The organism is Streptomyces sp. NBC_00080 (assembly GCF_045041255.1).
GTDB lineage: Bacteria > Actinomycetota > Actinomycetes > Streptomycetales > Streptomycetaceae > Streptomyces > Streptomyces coriariae.
The window spans coordinates 5,509,744-5,527,609 of the sequence record NZ_CP108235.1 but is presented as its reverse complement, the minus strand read 5'-3'; the positions used below and the strand labels follow the sequence as shown (position 1 = coordinate 5,527,609).

The following is a 17,866-nucleotide window of genomic DNA, read 5'->3' as shown; positions in this document are numbered from 1 at the left end:
CACCACGCCTATGTGAAGACGATCGCCACAAGGGCCACAGGAGTCACACAGACGTGGGGTTAACGGGGGTAACAGCGCAGGTCAGGCGGCGTTTTGCGCAGTAAGCGCATACCGACCACTCAGTTTGGTGAAAACCCTTCGCAGCCGCCGTACTCCCGAGTAACGTGCGTCCCTCGCACCACCCCCCACTCCCTGCGGTCCGCCGCCACGGACCCGAGCCACGCAAGGAGCACGGGATGTCACACGACCCGTCTCACCCCGGCCCGACCTACCCATGGCAGCCGCCACCCCAGCCGCCCGAGCCACCTCGACGCCGGCCGGCCGACCACGCTCCGCTGGGGCGCCACAGCGACCTGCGGGTCCTGCGCGGCGCCTACCGCCGCCAGCGGCGGGTCGCGACACTCACCGCGCTCGGCTACTTCGTCGTCTTCCTGGTCCTGTCGGCGTACGCGCCGTCCCTGATGACCGGCAGGGTCGCCGTCGGCCTCCCCGCGGGTCTGCTGCTCGCCCTGCTGCAACTCCCGGTCACCTGCCTGGCGATCGTCCTGTACGAGCGGACCGCCCGCCGTCATGTGGACCCGCTCGCGGACCGCATCCGCAAACTCTCCGAGATCGACGCGAAGCGGGACGCGCGCGGAACCCGTACCAAGGAGGCCGGACGATGACGGAGTTCAGCGACGACGCACAGACGATGTCCCTCGTCGCGTTCACCGCGATCGCCACGATCACGCTGCTGCTGTGCGTGATGACCGGCCCCGACCGCGACGACCTCGCCGAGTTCTACACCGGCTACCGCTCCCTCTCCCCGCTGCGCAACGGCCTGGCCATCGCCGGGGACTACATCTCGGCGGCCACCGTCCTGGGCACCGGCGGGGTGATCGCGCTGTGCGGCTACGACGGTGTCGTCCTCGCCCTCAGTACGGCGCTCTCCCTGATGCTGATGATGTTCCTGCTGGCCGAACCGCTACGCAACGCGGGCCGGTTCACCATGGGCGACGCGCTGGCCCGCCGTATGCCGGGCCGGGCGGTGCGCATCACGGCGTGCGCGGTGACACTCGCCGCGCTGCTGCCGATGATGCTCGTGCAGCTCGCCGGCACCGGTCAGCTGCTCGCCTTCATCCTGGGGTTCTCCGGCGCCTCGGTGAAGACGGGCTGCGTCGTCTGCATGGGCGTGCTGATGATCAGCTACGCGGCGATCGGCGGCATGAAGGGCACCGCCCTCATCCAGATGCTGAAGATCGTGATGCTGCTCGGCTCCGGCACGGTCATCGCCGTGCTCGTCCTGTACCGCTTCGACTGGAACCCGGGCACCCTCTTCGACGCAGCGGCCGAGGGCAGCGGGGTCGGCGACGCCTTCCTGCACTCCGGGCTGGAGTTCGCCGGCGGCCCCTTCCCCCGCGTCGACATGATCACCGCCCAGTTGTCGGTCGTCCTGGGCGGCGCCTGTCTGCCGCACATCACCATGCGCATGTACACCGCCTCCAGCGCCCGCCAGGTACGCCGGTCGATGTCCTGGGCGGTCTCCGGCGTCGCACTGTTCGTGCTGATCATGACGGTCGTCGGCTTCGGCGCGACGGCGATCGTCGGCCGCGCGGTGATCGCACAGGCGGACCCGCAGGGCAACACCGCCTACCTGCTGGGTGCCCGGGGCGCCTTCGGCAGTGAGGTGTCCACGGCCGAGACCCTTCTCTTCACGACGGTCACGACGGCGATCTTCCTCACCGTCCTCGCCTCGGTCGCCGGCATGATCCTCGCCTGCGCCAACTCCCTCGCCCACGACGTCTTCGCGGCACGCGACCCGCACATGTCGGCGCGCCGCGAGATGCTCCTGGCCCGGCTGTCCGCGCTGGCCGTCGGCGTCCCGACGATCCTGCTCGCCGCCCAGGTCCAGCACCGCAGCCTCCAGCCGCTGGTCACCCTCTCCTTCTGCCTCGGCGCCTCGGCGCTCGCCCCCGCCCTGGTCTACAGCCTCTTCTGGCGCCGCTACACCCGGACGGGCCTCCTCGCCACCCTCATCGGCGGCACCCTGTCCGTCCTGATCCTCATGCCGGGCACCAACCTGGTCTCGGGCTCGCCCGTCTCCGCCTTCCCCGAGGCCGACTTCAACTGGTTCCCCTTCACCACCACGGGCATCGTCACCGTCCCCCTGGGCTTCGCCTTCGGCTGGCTGGGCACGGTGGTCTCGGGGCACCGCAAGGCGGAGGAGCAGCGCCGCCAGTACGAGGCGGTGGAGGGCTGGATCCTGGCGGGCGCAGGGCGCAGGGAGTCGTGAGCGCGGGCGGTGCGGACGCCCACCCGCCGACCGCCCCACGCCGACCGCCCCATGCCGACCACTTGACGGCGGTCAGTGCAGTCAATTCGGTCCCCGCGGTCAGTTCAGTCCCCGCAGCCCCCGCCGTCAATGCCGTCAATGCCGTCAATGCCGTCAATGCCGTCAATGCCGTCAATGCCGTCAATGCCGTCAATGCGGACGACGCAGCCCCGCGACGAGGAGTTCCACCAGTCGGGGCGGGTCGTAGCGGGGATCGTTGTCCGCGCCGATGCACAGGTTGCCGACGCCGCGCATGACCTCGTAGGCCTCGAGACCTGGCCGGATCTCACCGGAGGCGGCCGCGGCGTCGAGCAGCCGGCCGCACACGGGCACGAGGCGGTCGAGGAAGTACGCGTGCAGCGTCTCGAAGCCCGCGTTGTCGGACTGGAGCACGGCGGCGAGTCCGTGCTTGGTGACCAGGAAGTCGACGAAGAGGTCGATCCATCGCCCCAACGCGGCGTACGGCGTCGGACCTTCCGCCAGCAGGGCCGGACCGGCCTCGGCGCAGGCGTCGACCTGGTGCCGGTAGACGGCGATGATGAGGTCCGCCCGCGTCGGGAAGTGGCGGTAGATCGTGGCCGTCCCGACGCCGGCCCGGGCCGCGATGTCGCGCACCGGCGCCTCCACGCCCGCCGCCACGAAGATCGCGGCGGCCGCGTCGAGCAGGGTCTCCTTGTTGCGTCGGGCGTCCGCCCGCTGAGGCCGGGCCGCGTGCCCCGCGCCCAGGTCGCCGTCGTTCACCGCGCCACCCTCTCCTCCGCCTGCTTGCCCACTGCCCGCATGCCCACTGCCCGCTTGCTCATTTCCTGCTTGATCACCGACCGGCTCACTCTCCGCGGAACGGCCTGCCGTCCACCCGGTTGCTAAACGGAACGACGTTCCGTATGTTCAAACGGGACACGGTTCCGTTTGCTCATCATGCCAGAGCGGCGGGCTCGTGACCAAGTCACGCACGCGTGGCGACACGACGCCTCATCCTCGAAGAGGAGACAACGGTCATGCAGTACCGCACTTTGGGCCGCACCGGTGTGCAGGTCAGCTCCCTCGCGCTCGGCGCCATGAACTTCGGCAGGATCGGGCGCACCGGCCAGGACGAGGCCACCGCCCTCGTCGACGCCGCCCTCGAGGCCGGGATCAACCTCATCGACACCGCCGACATGTACAGCGACGGCGAGTCGGAGGAGATGGTCGGCAAGGCCATCGCCGGCCGGCGCGACGACATCGTGCTGGCCACGAAGGCCGGCATGCCCATGGGCGACGAGCGCAACCGGCGGGGCAGCTCCCGCCGCTGGCTCGTCACCGAACTGGACAACAGCCTGCGCCGTCTCGGCGTCGACCACGTGGACCTCTACCAGATCCACCGATGGGACCCGAGCACCGGCGACGAGGAGACGCTCTCGGCGCTGACCGACCTCCAGCGCGCCGGAAAGATCCGCCACTTCGGCTCCTCGACCTTCCCGGCCTATCGCATCGTGCAGGCCCAGTGGGCCGCCCGCGAGCACCACCTGAGCCGCTACGTCACCGAGCAGCCCAGCTACTCGATCCTCCAGCGCGGCATCGAGACCCACGTCCTGCCCGTGACCGAGGAGTACGGGCTCGGCGTCCTGGTGTGGAGCCCGCTGGCCTCGGGCTGGCTCACGGGCGCGATCCGCGAGGGCCGGCCCGTCACCACCAGCCGCTCGACGTTCATGCCGCAACGCTTCGACACCGCGGTTCCCGCCAACCGGGCCAGGCTCGACGCCGTCGAGCAGTTGGCCGCGGTCGCCGACGAGGCCGGGCTGACCATGATCCAGCTCGCGCTCGGCTTCGTCACCGCGCACCCCGCCGTGACGAGCGCGCTCATCGGCCCCCGTACACCGGACCATCTGCGCGCGCAGCTCGCCGCCGCGGACACCGTGCTCTCCGCCGATGTGCTCGACGCGATCGACGCGATCGTGGCCCCGGGCACCGACCTCGCCGCGCACGAGAAGTTCGACACCCCGCCCGCGCTCCTCGATCCGTCACTGCGGCGCCGCTGACCGCAGGACGGCCTCCCCCCACCGAAGGAATCGACCACTCCATGTCACCCACACCCCGGCCCCGTTTCGGGATCATGACCGCCCCCATGCAGGTCGACTACCACGACGTCCTACGGGTCTGGCGCGAGGCGGACGCGATCCCGGAGATCGAGCACGCCTGGCTGTTCGACCACCTCATGCCGATCGGCGGCGACCCCGACGGCCCCACCCACGAGGGCTGGACCCTGCTCTCGGCGCTCGCCGCCCGGACCCGACGGCTGCGGCTCGGCGTCATGGTGACCAGCAACCGCTTCCGGCCGCCCGCGATGCTGGCCAAGATCGCCACGACCGTCGACATCGTCTCCGGCGGACGGCTCGACTTCGGCATCGGCGTCGGCTCACGCCCCGACCACCCGTCGGCCCGGCGCGAGTACGCGGCGCACGGTCTGCCCTTCCACGACACCGCGCACGCCGTGGGGAGCCTCGCCGAAGCCTGCACGGTGATCCGACGGTTGTGGACCGAGGACAAGCCGTTCGACTTCGACGGCACCTACCACCGGCTCACGGGCGCGTTCGGCAACCCCAAACCCGTCCAGCGCCCCCACCCGCCGATCCTCGTCGGCGGCCGCTCGGCCGCGACCCTGCGCGTGGCCGCCGAGCACGCCGACCTGTGGAACATCCCGGGCGGCGACCTCGACGACGTCGTTCGGCGCAGCGCCCTCCTGGACCGCTACTGCGCCGAGATCGGCCGCGACCCCGCCTCGATCACCCGCTCGATCCACCTGCCCATCTCCTACGACCGGCCCAACGACACCCGGGACGCGGTCGGCGACGCGATCGGCGCCGGCTTCCGGCACATCGTCCTCGGACTGCCGACGCCCTACCCCGCCGCCGCCGCACGGTGGGTCGCCGACGAGATCGTCATCCCGTCGTCGTAGACGCCGACCGTCCGCGCGACCGACGAACGCGGCCGGTCCCGCCAGGTCACTATCGCCTCAGGTCCAGGTCACGCCAGGTCCGGATCCTGTCAGGTCCGGATTCCGGCAGGTCGTGATCCCGGCAGGCCCTAGTCGACCGTGCGGCCGGTGAGGGCGCTCAGGCTGTTGCGTACGTGGTCCATGTGCGCCTGCACGTCGTCCCGGCGTTCGCCGTGCTCCCGCAGCAGCCGCTCCGTCTCGTGGACGACGCGCTCCTCCCGGGCGCGCGCCTCGGCGAGAAGCTCGGCGGCACGCGCGTGTGCCTCCTCCTGACGGAGGCGGTCGGACTCCTCGGCCTCCGCGTACGCCTGCTCGGCCTCGGACAGCGCCGCCTCGGCACGGGCCACCGCCCGATCGTGCCGCGCGTCGAGGGCGGCGGCCCGCTCGGCCTCCTCGCGCTCCGCCGCGGCCCACCGCTCGGCCTGCTCCTTCTCCTGTTCGGCGAGCATGCCGGCGGTGCGCTGCCGCACCTCGCGCAGGGCGGCCAGCGCCTCGCCGCGATACTCCTTGACCTCGCGCCGGGTGCCGATGCGGAGCTCGTCGGCCTCGGCGCGGGCCGCGAGCAACCGCTGACGAACGCGCTCCTCGGCCTCCGCGCGCAGCGCGTCCGCCTCCTCCTGCGCCGCGCGGCGCACATCGAGGGCGCACGTCTCGACGTATGCGAGGTGCTCACGCGCTTCACTGCGCGCGTTGTCGCGGACCGCGGCCGCCTCTTCCAGTCCGAGCTGGAGAATGCGCCGTGCACGCTCCCCGAGGGAGTCGTACGTCTGCGGCGCGAGCCGGGTCACCACCTCGCGCAGCCGCTCGGCCTCCTCCTCCATCTCCCTGGCGAGCACCGTGAGCCGGGCGGCCCGTTCCCACGCGGCGTCCCGGTCGGCGCAGAGGGCGGCGGTGTACGCCTCGACCTGTTCCGGTCGGTAGCCGCGGCCGCGGACGGTCACGAACCCCGGCGGTGACATCGATGCGCTGCTCATCCTGTAACCCCTCGCCACCCGACAGACACGACATGATGATTTCGCGCATATCTTGATGGATCGGGCGCAAGTGTTCATAACGCGACACTCCGCGCACAGGTCACGGCCAACCTCGAACACAAAGGGGCCGGACCCGATCATCCGACCGGGTCCGGCCCCTTTCCGTCCTGCTCACCCGCGTACGCGTACGCGGTTCCGCGCGCCCTTACGAGGCGCGGCGACCGCTCGTCACAGCAGTCCGTCCCACATCTGCTCCAGCAGCACCGACCACCAGCTCTCGGGCGAACCGAGCGCCGCCGGGTCGAGCGAGGCCAGCTGGGCCTGGAAGTCGACGGTCCAGCGACCCGCCTGCTCCTGGTTCAGACCGAACCGCAGCCGCCACATCCGCCCCAGCAGCGCCAGACAGCGCGCGAACTCCGGCAGCCCGGTGTTCACGAACTGCGGCGGTACGGGCGCACCGCCCGGCCCCGCCTCCACCGGCACGGCGACGATGTTCGCCGTGCCGTACTGCACACAGATCGCCTTGCCGAAGTCACTGCCCATGACGAGGTACGAGCCCGCGTCCGACGCCGGCTGCACGCCCCGTTCGGCCGCCAGCTCGGCCAGCGTCGGCACCGGCCGGCCCGGCTGGGCCTGCGCCCAGAAGAACGGCCCCATGTCGGCCGGCAGACCCGCCACCACCAGGGTGTGCGCCACGACCGGCGGCACGCCCTGCCGGGACACCGCGGCCTGCTCGAAGCGGAACACCGCCGGCCCGAACACCGCCGCCAGCTCCTGCCCGATCGCCTCCGGCGGCAACGGCGGCGCGGCCTGCACCGGCGGCAACGGCGCACGAACAGGGGCCGGCCGCGCCGGTCCGTCCGCCACCTGGTGCAACTCGCCCTGGTGCGCCAGCAGCTGCTGCATGCCCTGCTGCCGGCTCGCGTGATCCGTGCCGTACGGCGCGATGCTCGTGATCCGGGCCTGCGGCCACTGCTCGCGCATCATCCGCGCGCAGTAGGCGCCCGGCAGCTCGCACGACTCCAGCTCCGTGTGCAGCTCCAGCACCTGGTCCGGCGGCACGTTCATGGCCCGCAGTTCGTGGAAGATCTGCCACTCCGGGTGCGGGGTCCCCGGCGCCGAACGCCGGATCAGCTGCTGCTCCGAGCCGTCCTGCGCGCGGAAGCGCAGCACGGCCTGATAACCCGGGCCGACCGTCGGCAGTCCCTGCTGCTGCGGATACCCGTACGCGGGCGGCTGCCCCGGCGCCGGCCCGCCCGGCGGCATCGGGGGCTGAGGGGCACCGGGAGCCATACCGGGAGCGGGGGCCATGCCCGGGGCACCCGGGAAACCGGGCGCCGCGGGTGCGCCGGGAGCGCCGGGAGCGCCCGGGAAGCCGGGGCCACCGGGAGCCGGCGGCGGCGGAGGCGCGCCGGGGCCACCTGCCTGGGGCCCGGCCAGCATGGTCGCGGCGTGGTGAGCGACGCCGGGCGTACCAGGGGCGCCCGGAAAGCCGGGAGCACCGGGAGCCTGCGGTGCACCGGGGGCACCCGGCGCGGCCTGCGCGCCAGGCATACCGGGAGCACCCGGAGCACCAGGCGCACCAGGCGCACCAGGCGCATGCGGAGCACCAGGGGCACCAGGCGGCTGCGGTGCGCCCGGTCCCATCCGCGAGGGGTCGGCAAGCATCGTCGCGGCGTGGTGAACCCCACCGGGAGGCGTACCCCCGGGCGGATTCGGCCCGGCGGGCGCGCTCGGCGCACCAGGCACCCCAGGGGCGCCAGGGGCGCCAGGAGGCTGGGGCGTGCCCCCCGCCCCCTGACCCGTACCCGGACCACCCGGACCACCCGGGCCCGCAGATCCGTCCGGGCCCAGGGAGGACACGAGCTGGGTGGGCACATAGCCGCCCGCCGGGGTACCGGGCGCACCCGGGCCGGAAGGCGGAGGCGGAGGCGTGTTCCCGGGTCGCGTGCCCGGCGTTCCCGGAGCACTCGGCGGAGGCGGCGGCTGCGCCCCTCCACCACGTTGACGACGCGGAGGCGGCGCCGCCTTGCTGGTCGCGGCGTCCGCGATGTCACCGGCGTTCGGAGCGAGCGGCCGCGCGGGCGTCCCCGGACCGGCCGGAGGCGGCGTACCAGGACCGGCGGCCGAAGACGAAGACGGGGACGAGCCCGGCGAAGAACCCGAGGACGAGGACGGAACCCCGGGGCCACCCGGTGCGCCCGCGCCCGGCCCCTGCGGGTAGCCGTACGACGAACCGGCCGGACCGGACGGCGGAACCGGAGCAGTCGGCGGGGTCGGAGGAGTCGGGGAGGTCTGAGAGGCCGGTGTGTTCCCGGCCGTACCCGCGCCGCCCGGCCCCGTGCCACCCGCCCCGGGAGCGTCGAGCGCGGGGGCGACCGCCGTCCGCGGAAGCCGGCTGCCGCCCGACATCAGCGCCGTCTTGGCGTCCGGCGCGGACGTCGGCGGCGCCGGCTCGTCGTCGGAGCCGCTCAGCGGCGGCGCGAACACGGTCGCGGGAAGTGACACGGAACGGTCGTCACCGGCGTCGGCGTTGGTGTCCGTCCCCGCCCACGGCGTGGCCCCGACGGGAGCGGCAGGCGCGGACGACCCACCGGAACCCGGACCCGCGGGCACCCCCGCCTGTGTCTCGGGCAGCCCGCTCCCCGACACGCCGCCCTGGGTCCGGGGCAGCGAGGGATCACCGCCCGGCACAACACCGGCCGAACCGGAACCGGAACCAGCACCAGCACCAGCACCAGCACCAGCACCAGCATGTGAGCCGGACCCGGGCGCCGAAGCGGCCTCGCCACTTCCGGAATCCGCGGAACCGTTCCCGGATCCAGCTCCCGAACCGGCTCCCGAACCGGCCTCCCGCCGATCCGCGATCCCCAGCTTGTCCGCCGCCTCCTGGAGCCACTCCGGCGGCGACAGCAGGAACGACGTCTGGTTCAGATCCACCCGTGCCGCGGGTGCCGGCACCGCGTCGGCGGGGGTGTCCGTACGGCCGTACTCCTCCTCGTACCGGCGGATGACCTCGCCCACCGGTACCGAGGGCCACAGCGTGGCCTCCCCGCTGTCCCGGGCGATCACGAGCCGCTGCGCGCCGCCGTCCGAACGCGGTCCCTCCGCGCGGTCCTCGGCCCACACCACGAATCCGAGATCGAACTCGCGTACCCGCACCTCACGGTGCTGGTACGCCGGCACATCCCCGTTGATCCACTCTTCGGCGCGCTCCTGCGCCTGCGCGAACGTCACCATCGTCCAGCTCACTCCCCCACCGAAGACGCGGCCGCCGCGGGCACCGCACGCGCGAACCCGCCGTCCACCATCAGATTGGCCACCGTCTCCAACTCCGGCGGATTACCGGCCAGCCTCGACAGGAAGACGTCGAAGTCCTCACCGCACGGCAGCAGCAGCCGCTCCATACGCTCCGCGGGCGACCACGCCGGATCGACGTCCCGGATGTCGTCGTACGCGCAGAACCACACCGAACCGGCCCGCTCGCCCCGCACCTTCACGGCGAGCAGCCCGCCCTGCACGAACGCGACGCCCAGGTAGTCCTTCGTCAGATGGTCACGCAGACACTTGTTCACGTACACGAGGTCGTTGACCGCCGCCTCGTCGCGCACGGTGAAGAACGGCTGGTCGATCAGGAGCCCCAGCTCCGCGTCCAGGGCCGCGCCCACCGGCGCACAGCCGCCGGCCGCCTTCACGAACGAGCGGTACGCCCCCGGCAGCCGGTACCCCAGGTCCTCCTCGACCCCCTGGACCTGCTGTTCCGTCACCGCCACGCCCGACTTCGGGAGCCCGAAGTGCACCGGACGGGTCTCCTGAAGGGGCCGCGTCCCGCGCTTCGCCTGGTCCACGATCGCCGACGACACCCCGCCGTGATGCCGCAGCAGTGCCTTCACCTCGACCGGGACCAGTTCCAGCCGACGCGAACCCACTACGTGGTGCCACGTCCAGCCGTGCGGTGTCGCCACGCTCGACACCGTGTCCCACAGCTCGTGGCCCGACGCCGCCAGCACCGCGTTCGCCGACACGTAGTCCGTCAGCCGCAGCTCGTCCACGCCGAAGCCCTCCGGCGGATCCGCGATCTCCGCTGCCGCCCGCGCATACGGCGAGAAGTCGGGGTAGCCCCGCTCGTCCATCCGCACGCCTCTCGGGTGCCGTGCCGCCCGGACCGGATCCGGGAAATGCACGACCTGCCCGGCATAGGCCGCGTTCGGCGGCGCGGCTTGCTGCCCGAGCCGACCTGTCGTCATGGCGGTTGCCCCCTGCGGCACTCTGTACGGCCCGCAGCGGCCGGTTCCGCTTCCGGATCCACCCACCACGCCCCGTATCGACTGTCTCCAACAATCTCCAACGCGCGTCAACCGCGCGCCGACGGTGCCGACAGCCTATGCGGTACGACGACAGCGGTCACCGGCCCTCCGCTTCCGTGACCAGCCGTCACCCCGCCGTGACAGCCCGCCCAAACCCGGGCGTGTCGAACCGCCCCAGCTTCCGCACCCGCCACGCCATTTGGCACTCTGTGACGTCCGGGGGGATGCACGGGAGGGGAAGACGATCATGAACGCGACTCAGACGGGGTCTCACACCGGCAGGTCGGACGACCTGTACACCGGCAACACGGCCGCCCACGACAGCGGCCGGACCGGTGATCCGCACACCGGTCGGTCCGGCGATCCCCGCATCGGCTGGTCCGCCACCGAGGCCCCGCACGCCCCCGTCCTCCGTCACCGCAGGGACGGCATACTCCCCACCGTCGCCGCCGCCCTCTCCGTCCGCGGCGCCACCCTCACCAGCACCGCCGCCCGCGCCGACCAGCCGCCGCCCCTGCACCCGCTCGTCCAGGACTTCCTCGACACCCTCACCAGCACCCAACGCGACCGCTTCACCGGACGCTGTGCCGAGGCGCTCCTCATCTCGCGGCATCTCACCGCCGCCGACGCCGCCCGCAGCAGACGTGCCGCGCGTCGTCCCATGACCAACGGCGAAGCGCGCAAGACCCTCAGACAGGCCAAGCTCACCACCCGCCGCATCCGCGAGGACGGCGACCCCCTGCACGGCAGCTTCGCCGCTCCCTGCCGCGCCTGCACCGCGCTCAGCGCCCACTTCGGCGTCCGCATCGTCGACCCGTCGACCGCCGGCGACTGAACCGTCCCCTACCGCCACCCCCCGTGCAGGACGACACGACGGCCCCACCGGGCCACGCACCACCAGCTCGACGAACGAAGGGCCGATGCACCCCGACCGCACTTCCACCACACGCTTCCCCGTCCCCGTCGACGCCGCGCTGCGCGCCGCCGGCTGGCAACCCGGACGCTGGGACATCAAGCAGGCCGAGATCTGGGCCGACACCCTGCGCGAACACACCTCACCCGCCGGGCACCGGCACGCCGTCTTCCCCGCCGCCGTCGAGGCCTGGGCCGAGTTCGGCGGCCTGACCATCGCCCCCACCGGCCCCGGCCGCCAGGTCGCGCCCACCACCGTCCACCTCGACCCCCTGCACGGCCTCCACCTCGCCCGCACCCTCGCCGACCTGGGCCGCGCCCTCGACACCGACGTAGCGCCCCTCGGCACCGAGACCGACACCCAGGGCATCCTCGCCATCGACGCCGGCGGCCGTGTCTACGCCCTCGACCACACCGGCGACTGGTACCTCGGCCCCGACATCGACCAGGCCCTCGGCGCCCTCGCCGCCGGCATCGAACCCGTCCGCCTCACCGCCGGCTGACCGGCCGGCGGGCGCCGGAGGGCTACGACGCCGGTATCACCGCCGACACCCGGAAACCCCCCGCCTCCGTCGGCCCCGACACGAACACCCCGCCCAGCGCCATCACCCGCTCCTTCATCCCCACCAACCCGTTGCCCCCCGACGGGAACCCCGCCGACAACGCCGACACCTCCGGCGGCGGCCCGTTCTCCACCTGCATCGCGATCTCCCCCTCCCGATGCGCCAGGCGCACGTGCGTCTTGGCGCCCGCCGCGTGCTTGTGGACGTTCGTCAGGGCCTCCTGCACCACCCGGTACGCCGTCTGCTCCACGTCCGCCGCATACGCCCGCGTCTCCCCCTCCACCAGCAGTTCCACGACCATCCCCGCGGCCGCCGACTGCCCCACCAGCTCGTCGAGCTCGGACAGACACGGCCCCTCGCCCTCCTCCACCACCACCGCGGCGGCCACCCCCACCGCCACCACCGGCACCGACGCCGCCCGCTCTCCCGGACCACCGCTGCGCAGCACCCCGAGCATCTCCCGCAGCTCGGCCAACGCCTGCCGCCCCATGTCACCCACGAGCGCCGCGTTGCGCACCGCCTTCTCGGGGTCCTTGCGCGCGACGGCCTGCAACGCCGCGGCGTGGACGACCATCAGACTCACGCGATGCGCGACCACGTCGTGCATCTCACGCGCGATCCGGGTCCGTTCCTCGCCGCGCGCCCACTCCGCCCGCTCCTCCGCCCGCTCCGCGAGCAGCTGCAACTCCCGCTCGAGGCTGTCCGCCCGCTCCCGCAGGCTCTCCATGAGCCGCCGCCGGGCGCCGACATACATCCCGAGCAGCAGCGGCGGGGCGGTGAGCCCCAGCGAGGTCGTGATGGCGGCGAACGGGATGAACCAGTCACCGATGGTCAGCCGGCCCTGGTCCATGCTCTGCCGCACCCGCACGAACGTCACGATCAACGTCCCCACCAGCTGCATCCCCGCGAGCGAGGCGATGATCCGGCGGGGCAGCTCGGAGGCGGCGAGGGTGTACAGCCCCACGATGCCCATCAGGTAGCCCATCTGCGCCGGGGTGATCGCGATCGACACCAGCACCACCGCGATGGGCCACTTCCGGCGCACCACCAGAACGGACCCGGCGAGCAGTCCGAACACCACCCCCGCCGCCGACGGGATCCCCGCGTCCCGCGCGAACGGGATCCCCTCCACCGCGCACTCCACGGCGGACACGAGTCCCAGGCTCCAGTCGAACGCCGCGCTCCGCCATCTGGTCCACCACCACGGCCCTCCCAGGGCCGCCGTGTCCTCTTCCCCCGTCGTGGTCATGCCTCCAGCCTACGGGCGCGACCCCCGGCTTTTCCGGCGACTTTCCCCGACCGGGCGACACCACACTCCGTAACCGAACAGCATCGAAACCCACCGGTATCCCTCGAACTGCCGAACCACGCCTGTTCGAGGGCGGAACTGACGATTCCACCCTGGGTCACGCCGGGGCGGACGGGCGCCGCCAACCCCGGCGAAGGCGACCACGATTGCCCTGCGGCGACGGTGCTCCGGAGCACCGGCCAACACCGTCGCATCGAGGGCTGATGGTGCGGCATAGTAGGAGGCGCCACTCGACGGCCTGACTGATTGTCCGGTCGCGTCGTCATCATTCCCCCGTGGTGTAATTGGCAGCACCGTGGCTTTTGGTGCCATTTGTCCGGGTTCGAGTCCTGGCGGGGGAGCATTACCAGGTTCGGGCCCTGACAGCACTGTCAGGGCCCGCTCTCATGTCCCCAAAGAAACGCCCCGGTATCCTTCGGATGTCCCACCCCACTCCACAGCCGAAGGGCAACTTCCGTGAGCGCCATTCGCCCGGCAGCCGTCGTCGTTCTCGCAGCGGGTGAGGGCACCCGTATGAAGTCCGCCATACCGAAGGTCCTGCACGAGATCAGCGGCCGCTCCCTCGTGGGTCATGTGCTGGCCGCGGCCCGTGAGTTGGACCCCGAGAACCTGGTCGTCGTCGTCGGACACGCACGGGAGAAGGTCACGGCGCATCTCGCCGAGGTCGACGCCGGTGTACGCACCGCCGTGCAGGAGGAGCAGAACGGCACCGGGCACGCCGTCCGGATGGGGCTCGAGCAGCTCGGCGGCGACGTCGACGGCACGGTGGTCGTCGTCTGCGGCGACACCCCGCTGCTCACCGGCGCGACCCTCGCGGAGCTCGCCGCCACCCACCACGCCGACGGCAACGCCGTCACCGTCCTCACCGCCGAGGTGCCGGACGCGACCGGCTACGGGCGGATCGTCCGGGACGGCGCCTCCGGGACCGTCACCGCGATCGTCGAGCACAAGGACGCCAACGACGCGGTGCGCGCGATCCGTGAGATCAACTCCGGGGTCTTCGCGTTCGACGGGCCGCTGCTGGCCGACGCGCTGAAGAAGGTCCGCACGGACAACAGCCAGGGCGAGGAGTACCTGACCGACGTCCTCGGGATCCTCCGGGAGGCCGGTCACCGGGTAGGCGCGTCCGTCGCCGCCGATCACCGGGAGATCGCGGGCATCAACAACCGGGTGCAGCTCAGCGAGGCCCGCCGCATCCTCAACGACCGGCTGCTGACCGCCGCGATGCTGTCCGGCGTGACCGTCGTGGACCCGGCGACGACCTGGATCGACGTCACCGTCACCTTCGAGCGGGACGCCGTCGTCCTGCCCGGCACGCAGCTGCACGGCAGCACGCACCTCGGCGAGGGCGCCGAGGTCGGCCCCAACAGCCGGCTCAAGGACACCCAGGTCGGCGCGGGAGCCCGGGTCGACAACACCGTGTCCGACGGCGCCCGCATCGGCCCGAACGCGTCCGTGGGACCGTTCGCGTACCTGCGGCCGGGCACCCGCCTCGGGGCGAAGGGCAAGATCGGCACGTACGTCGAGACCAAGAACGCCGCCATCGGCGAGGGCACGAAGATCCCGCACCTCTCCTACGTCGGTGACGCGACGATCGGCGAGTACACCAACATCGGCGCGGCGAGCGTGTTCGTGAACTACGACGGCCAGGACAAGCACCACACCACCGTCGGGTCGCACTGCCGTACGGGTTCGGACAACATGTTTGTGGCTCCTGTCACGGTCGGGGACGGCTCCTACACCGCTGCCGGGTCCGTGATCACGAAGGACGTGCCGCCCGGTTCGCTGGCCGTGGCCCGTGGTCAGCAGCGGAATATCGAGGGTTGGGTGGCCCGCAAGCGCCCCGGCAGCGCGGCAGCGAAGGCGGCCGAGACGGCCTCCCGCCAGGCGGAAAGCGAAAGCTGACCGGAAACAGGCACGTCGGACACGGCGTACCGTGATAAGTGCACACCCGCACCCCACCAGCTGAGACGGCCCCGTCGCGCCCAGCGGCGAGGCTTCTCGACACCCAGCTGAGACACCTCTGAGGAGACAGTGCTGTGACCGGGATCAAGACGACCGGCGAGAAGAAGATGATGTTCTTCTCCGGCCGCGCCCACCCCGAGCTTGCCGAGGAGGTCGCCCACCAGCTGGGTGTCGGGGTCGTCCCGACCAAGGCCTTCGATTTCGCCAACGGTGAGATCTACGTCCGCTACCAGGAGTCGGCGCGAGGTGCGGACTGCTTCCTGATCCAGAGCCACACCGCTCCGATCAACAAGTGGATCATGGAGCAGCTGATCATGATCGACGCGCTGAAGCGCGCGTCGGCCCGCTCGATCACCGTCATCGTGCCGTTCTACGGCTACGCCCGGCAGGACAAGAAGCACCGCGGCCGTGAGCCGATCTCGGCCCGTCTGATCGCCGACATGATGAAGACGGCGGGCGCGCACCGGATCCTGACGGTGGATCTCCACACGGACCAGATCCAGGGCTTCTTCGACGGCCCGGTGGACCACCTGTTCGCGCTGCCGCTGCTCGCCGACTACGTGGGCAGCAAGGTGGACCGCGACAAGCTCACGGTCGTGTCGCCGGACGCGGGCCGGGTACGGGTGGCCGACCGCTGGTGCGACCGGCTGGGCGCGCCGCTGGCGATCGTGCACAAGCGGCGCGACAAGGACGTGGCGAACCAGGTGACCGTCCACGAGGTCGTGGGTGAGGTCAAGGGCCGGGTCTGTGTGCTCGTCGACGACATGATCGACACGGGCGGCACGATCTGCGCCGCCGCGGACGCGCTGTTCGCGCACGGCGCCGAGGACGTCATCGTGACGGCGACGCACGGTGTGCTGTCGGGTCCGGCGGCCGACCGCCTCAAGAACTCCAAGGTCAGCGAGTTCATCTTCACCAACACCCTGCCGACGCCGGGTGAGCTCGAGGTGGACAAGATCACGGTGCTGTCGATCGCGCCGACGATCGCGAACGCGGTGCGCGAGGTGTTCGAGGACGGTTCGGTGACGAGCCTCTTCGACGAGCAGTGACGGTCCTCGTCTAGATCGATTTCCTGTACGGCCTTCCCGCTGCGTAAACTGCCACAGTTGCTCGGCGAGGGAGGCCGTACACGTCTGTGTACAGCTGTCCGTTATCGACGCGCTCTTCGTAGCAGGCCGATGGTTTGGCCGGGTGACCACCTTTCCCCAGTTCTACGAGGAGTGAACATGGCCGAGGTCAAGCTCGCAGCCGAGACCCGCACCGAGTTCGGCAAGGGCGCCGCCCGCCGTATCCGCCGTGACAGCAAGGTTCCCGCCGTGGTCTACGGCCACGGTGCCGACCCCGTGCACATCACGCTGCCGGGCCACGAGCTCCAGCTCGCGCTGCGCACCCCGAACGTCCTGCTCAGCCTCGAGATCGACGGCAAGACCCAGCTGGCCATCCCGAAGGCCGTGCAGCGTGACGCGATCAAGGGCTTCCTGGACCACGTCGACCTGCTCCTCGTGAAGCGCGGCGAGAAGGTCAACGTCGAGGTCTACGTCCACACCGAGGGCGAGCTGGCCCCGGGCGCCTACCTGCTCGAGCACGTGCTGAGCACGCTGAACGTCGAGGCCGAGGCCACCCACATCCCCGAGTCGGTCACCGTCTCCATCGCGGGCCTGGAGGCCGGCGCGGCCATCCTCGCCAAGGACATCCCGCTGCCCAAGGGCACCACGCTGGCCACCGACGAGGACGCGGTCGTCCTCCAGGTCCTGGCCGCCCAGGCGGAGGAGGCCCCGGCGGAGTCCGCCGAGGCCGAGGGCACCGAGGCCTGATTTCCCGGCACCTCATCCCGTCGGCCGCCGCTTCCTTTGGGGAGCGGCGGCCTGCGCGTATCAAGGAGACATGGACGTGACGACCGACGCCAATGCCCCCTGGCTGATCGTGGGTCTCGGCAATCCCGGCCCCGAGTACGCCATGAACCGGCACAACGTCGGCTTCATGGTGGCGGATCTGCTGGCCGAGCGGATCGGGGGAAGGTTCAAGCGGGCGGGCAAGGCGCAGGCCCAGGTCGTCGAGGGCCGGCTGGGGCCGCCCGGTACGGGGAGCCGGCGGGTGGTGCTGGCGAAGCCGATGTCGTTCATGAACGTGTCGGGCGGGCCGGTGAACGCGCTGCGGGACTTCTACAAGGTGCCGGTGGCGAACATCGTCGCGGTGCACGACGAGCTGGACATCGACTACGGCGTGCTGCGGCTGAAGCTCGGCGGTGGGGACAACGGGCACAACGGTCTGAAGTCGATGACGAAGGTGATGGGCCCGGACTACCACCGGGTGCGGTTCGGGATCGGGCGGCCGCCCGGGCGGATGCAGGTGGCGGACTTCGTGCTGAAGGACTTCTCCTCGGCCGAGCGCAAGGAGCTGGACTACTTCGTGGACCGTGCGGCGGACGCGGCGGCGGCCCTGGTGCTGGAGGGTCTGGAGCGGGCGCAAAGCACGTACAACTCCTGACTTGTCACCCACCCGGGTTGACGGGCCGTTCAGGCATGGCCAATGATCCCGGCCATGCCTGCCA

At 71.8% G+C, this 17,866-nt stretch carries 15 protein-coding genes and 1 tRNA gene; 11 read left to right on the top strand and 5 right to left on the bottom strand.

Annotated elements, in window-relative coordinates:
• Nucleotides 1-236 precede the first annotated feature (236 nt).
• Entirely contained in the window at nt 237-665 is a 429-nt protein-coding gene (locus OHU34_RS24805) for a DUF485 domain-containing protein (RefSeq protein ID WP_142264696.1), read from the top strand.
• Nucleotides 662-2,272, top strand: a complete 1,611-nt coding sequence (locus tag OHU34_RS24800) for a cation acetate symporter (RefSeq protein ID WP_405768360.1) — start codon at nt 662-664, stop codon at nt 2,270-2,272. The genes OHU34_RS24805 and OHU34_RS24800 overlap by 4 nt, the downstream gene beginning before the upstream one ends.
• A gap of 189 nt (nt 2,273-2,461) precedes the next feature.
• On the opposite strand, the gene OHU34_RS24795 is transcribed toward OHU34_RS24800, so the two are convergent.
• Entirely contained in the window at nt 2,462-3,052 is a 591-nt protein-coding gene (locus OHU34_RS24795; protein ID WP_142264698.1) for a TetR/AcrR family transcriptional regulator, read from the bottom strand.
• A gap of 257 nt (nt 3,053-3,309) precedes the next feature.
• Between OHU34_RS24795 and OHU34_RS24790 the strand changes: the two genes are divergently transcribed.
• Nucleotides 3,310-4,329, top strand: a complete 1,020-nt coding sequence (locus OHU34_RS24790) for an aldo/keto reductase (RefSeq protein WP_142264699.1) — start codon at nt 3,310-3,312, stop codon at nt 4,327-4,329.
• Between the two features lie 41 nt (nt 4,330-4,370).
• Nucleotides 4,371-5,246 (top strand): LLM class flavin-dependent oxidoreductase, encoded by an 876-nt coding sequence (locus OHU34_RS24785; RefSeq protein WP_142264700.1) that lies wholly within the window; start codon nt 4,371-4,373, stop codon nt 5,244-5,246.
• Between the two features lie 128 nt (nt 5,247-5,374).
• Here OHU34_RS24785 and OHU34_RS24780 read toward each other — a convergent pair whose 3' ends face one another.
• The 3 genes from OHU34_RS24780 to OHU34_RS24770 all read right to left on the bottom strand — a co-directional run bounded on the left by OHU34_RS24780 (nt 5,375) and on the right by OHU34_RS24770 (nt 10,506).
• Nucleotides 5,375-6,259: a cellulose-binding protein gene (locus tag OHU34_RS24780; protein WP_142264701.1), complete on the bottom strand. Its 885-nt coding sequence runs from the start codon at nt 6,257-6,259 to the stop codon at nt 5,375-5,377.
• A gap of 228 nt (nt 6,260-6,487) precedes the next feature.
• Nucleotides 6,488-9,499, bottom strand: a complete 3,012-nt coding sequence (locus OHU34_RS24775; protein WP_405772355.1) for an SUKH-4 family immunity protein — start codon at nt 9,497-9,499, stop codon at nt 6,488-6,490.
• 8 nt (nt 9,500-9,507) lie between these two features.
• Nucleotides 9,508-10,506: an SMI1/KNR4 family protein gene (locus tag OHU34_RS24770; RefSeq protein WP_142264702.1), complete on the bottom strand. Its 999-nt coding sequence runs from the start codon at nt 10,504-10,506 to the stop codon at nt 9,508-9,510.
• Between the two features lie 307 nt (nt 10,507-10,813).
• On the opposite strand from OHU34_RS24770, the gene OHU34_RS24765 reads away from it, so the two are divergent.
• Both OHU34_RS24765 and OHU34_RS24760 read left to right on the top strand, forming a co-directional pair.
• Nucleotides 10,814-11,401 (top strand): YwqJ-related putative deaminase, encoded by a 588-nt coding sequence (locus OHU34_RS24765; protein WP_142264703.1) that lies wholly within the window; start codon nt 10,814-10,816, stop codon nt 11,399-11,401.
• Nucleotides 11,402-11,486: 85 nt separating this feature from the next.
• Complete coding sequence (locus OHU34_RS24760; RefSeq protein WP_020128451.1) at nt 11,487-11,981, top strand: SUKH-3 domain-containing protein; 495 nt, start codon at nt 11,487-11,489, stop codon at nt 11,979-11,981.
• A gap of 22 nt (nt 11,982-12,003) precedes the next feature.
• Here the strand turns inward: OHU34_RS24760 and OHU34_RS24755 are convergent, their stop codons facing one another.
• Nucleotides 12,004-13,290, bottom strand: a complete 1,287-nt coding sequence (locus tag OHU34_RS24755; protein WP_405768354.1) for a sensor histidine kinase — start codon at nt 13,288-13,290, stop codon at nt 12,004-12,006.
• A 329-nt stretch (nt 13,291-13,619) separates the two neighbouring features.
• Here OHU34_RS24755 and OHU34_RS24750 point away from each other — a divergent pair.
• From OHU34_RS24750 to pth, 5 genes are all read left to right on the top strand, one after another.
• A tRNA-Gln gene (locus OHU34_RS24750) sits at nt 13,620-13,691 on the top strand.
• A gap of 115 nt (nt 13,692-13,806) precedes the next feature.
• Nucleotides 13,807-15,255 carry a bifunctional UDP-N-acetylglucosamine diphosphorylase/glucosamine-1-phosphate N-acetyltransferase GlmU gene (glmU, locus tag OHU34_RS24745; protein ID WP_142264705.1) on the top strand — a complete coding sequence of 483 codons (1,449 nt, stop codon included), beginning with the start codon at nt 13,807-13,809 and terminating at the stop codon, nt 15,253-15,255.
• Between the two features lie 134 nt (nt 15,256-15,389).
• Complete coding sequence (locus OHU34_RS24740) at nt 15,390-16,364, top strand: ribose-phosphate diphosphokinase (protein ID WP_020128448.1); 975 nt, start codon at nt 15,390-15,392, stop codon at nt 16,362-16,364.
• 177 nt (nt 16,365-16,541) lie between these two features.
• Nucleotides 16,542-17,129, top strand: coding sequence for a 50S ribosomal protein L25/general stress protein Ctc (locus OHU34_RS24735; RefSeq protein ID WP_054244131.1), 588 nt, complete (start codon nt 16,542-16,544; stop codon nt 17,127-17,129).
• A 70-nt stretch (nt 17,130-17,199) separates the two neighbouring features.
• Nucleotides 17,200-17,802 carry an aminoacyl-tRNA hydrolase gene (gene pth / locus OHU34_RS24730; RefSeq protein WP_054244130.1) on the top strand — a complete coding sequence of 201 codons (603 nt, stop codon included), beginning with the start codon at nt 17,200-17,202 and terminating at the stop codon, nt 17,800-17,802.
• Nucleotides 17,803-17,866: the final 64 nt, after the last annotated feature.

Bases quoted from the DNA above. Each gene is read 5' to 3' on its own strand.
- OHU34_RS24805 (WP_142264696.1), top strand. From the start codon at position 237: ATGTCACACGACCCGTCTCACCCCGGCCCGACCTACCCATGGCAGCCG.
- OHU34_RS24800 (WP_405768360.1), top strand. From the start codon at position 662: ATGACGGAGTTCAGCGACGACGCACAGACGATGTCCCTCGTCGCGTTC.
- OHU34_RS24790 (WP_142264699.1), top strand. From the start codon at position 3,310: ATGCAGTACCGCACTTTGGGCCGCACCGGTGTGCAGGTCAGCTCCCTC.
- OHU34_RS24785 (WP_142264700.1), top strand. From the start codon at position 4,371: ATGTCACCCACACCCCGGCCCCGTTTCGGGATCATGACCGCCCCCATG.
- OHU34_RS24780 (WP_142264701.1), bottom strand. From the start codon at position 6,259: ATGAGCAGCGCATCGATGTCACCGCCGGGGTTCGTGACCGTCCGCGGC.
- OHU34_RS24775 (WP_405772355.1), bottom strand. From the start codon at position 9,499: ATGGTGACGTTCGCGCAGGCGCAGGAGCGCGCCGAAGAGTGGATCAAC.
- OHU34_RS24770 (WP_142264702.1), bottom strand. From the start codon at position 10,506: ATGACGACAGGTCGGCTCGGGCAGCAAGCCGCGCCGCCGAACGCGGCC.
- OHU34_RS24765 (WP_142264703.1), top strand. From the start codon at position 10,814: ATGAACGCGACTCAGACGGGGTCTCACACCGGCAGGTCGGACGACCTG.
- OHU34_RS24760 (WP_020128451.1), top strand. From the start codon at position 11,487: ATGCACCCCGACCGCACTTCCACCACACGCTTCCCCGTCCCCGTCGAC.
- OHU34_RS24755 (WP_405768354.1), bottom strand. From the start codon at position 13,290: ATGACCACGACGGGGGAAGAGGACACGGCGGCCCTGGGAGGGCCGTGG.
- OHU34_RS24735 (WP_054244131.1), top strand. From the start codon at position 16,542: ATGGCCGAGGTCAAGCTCGCAGCCGAGACCCGCACCGAGTTCGGCAAG.
- pth (WP_054244130.1), top strand. From the start codon at position 17,200: ATGGACGTGACGACCGACGCCAATGCCCCCTGGCTGATCGTGGGTCTC.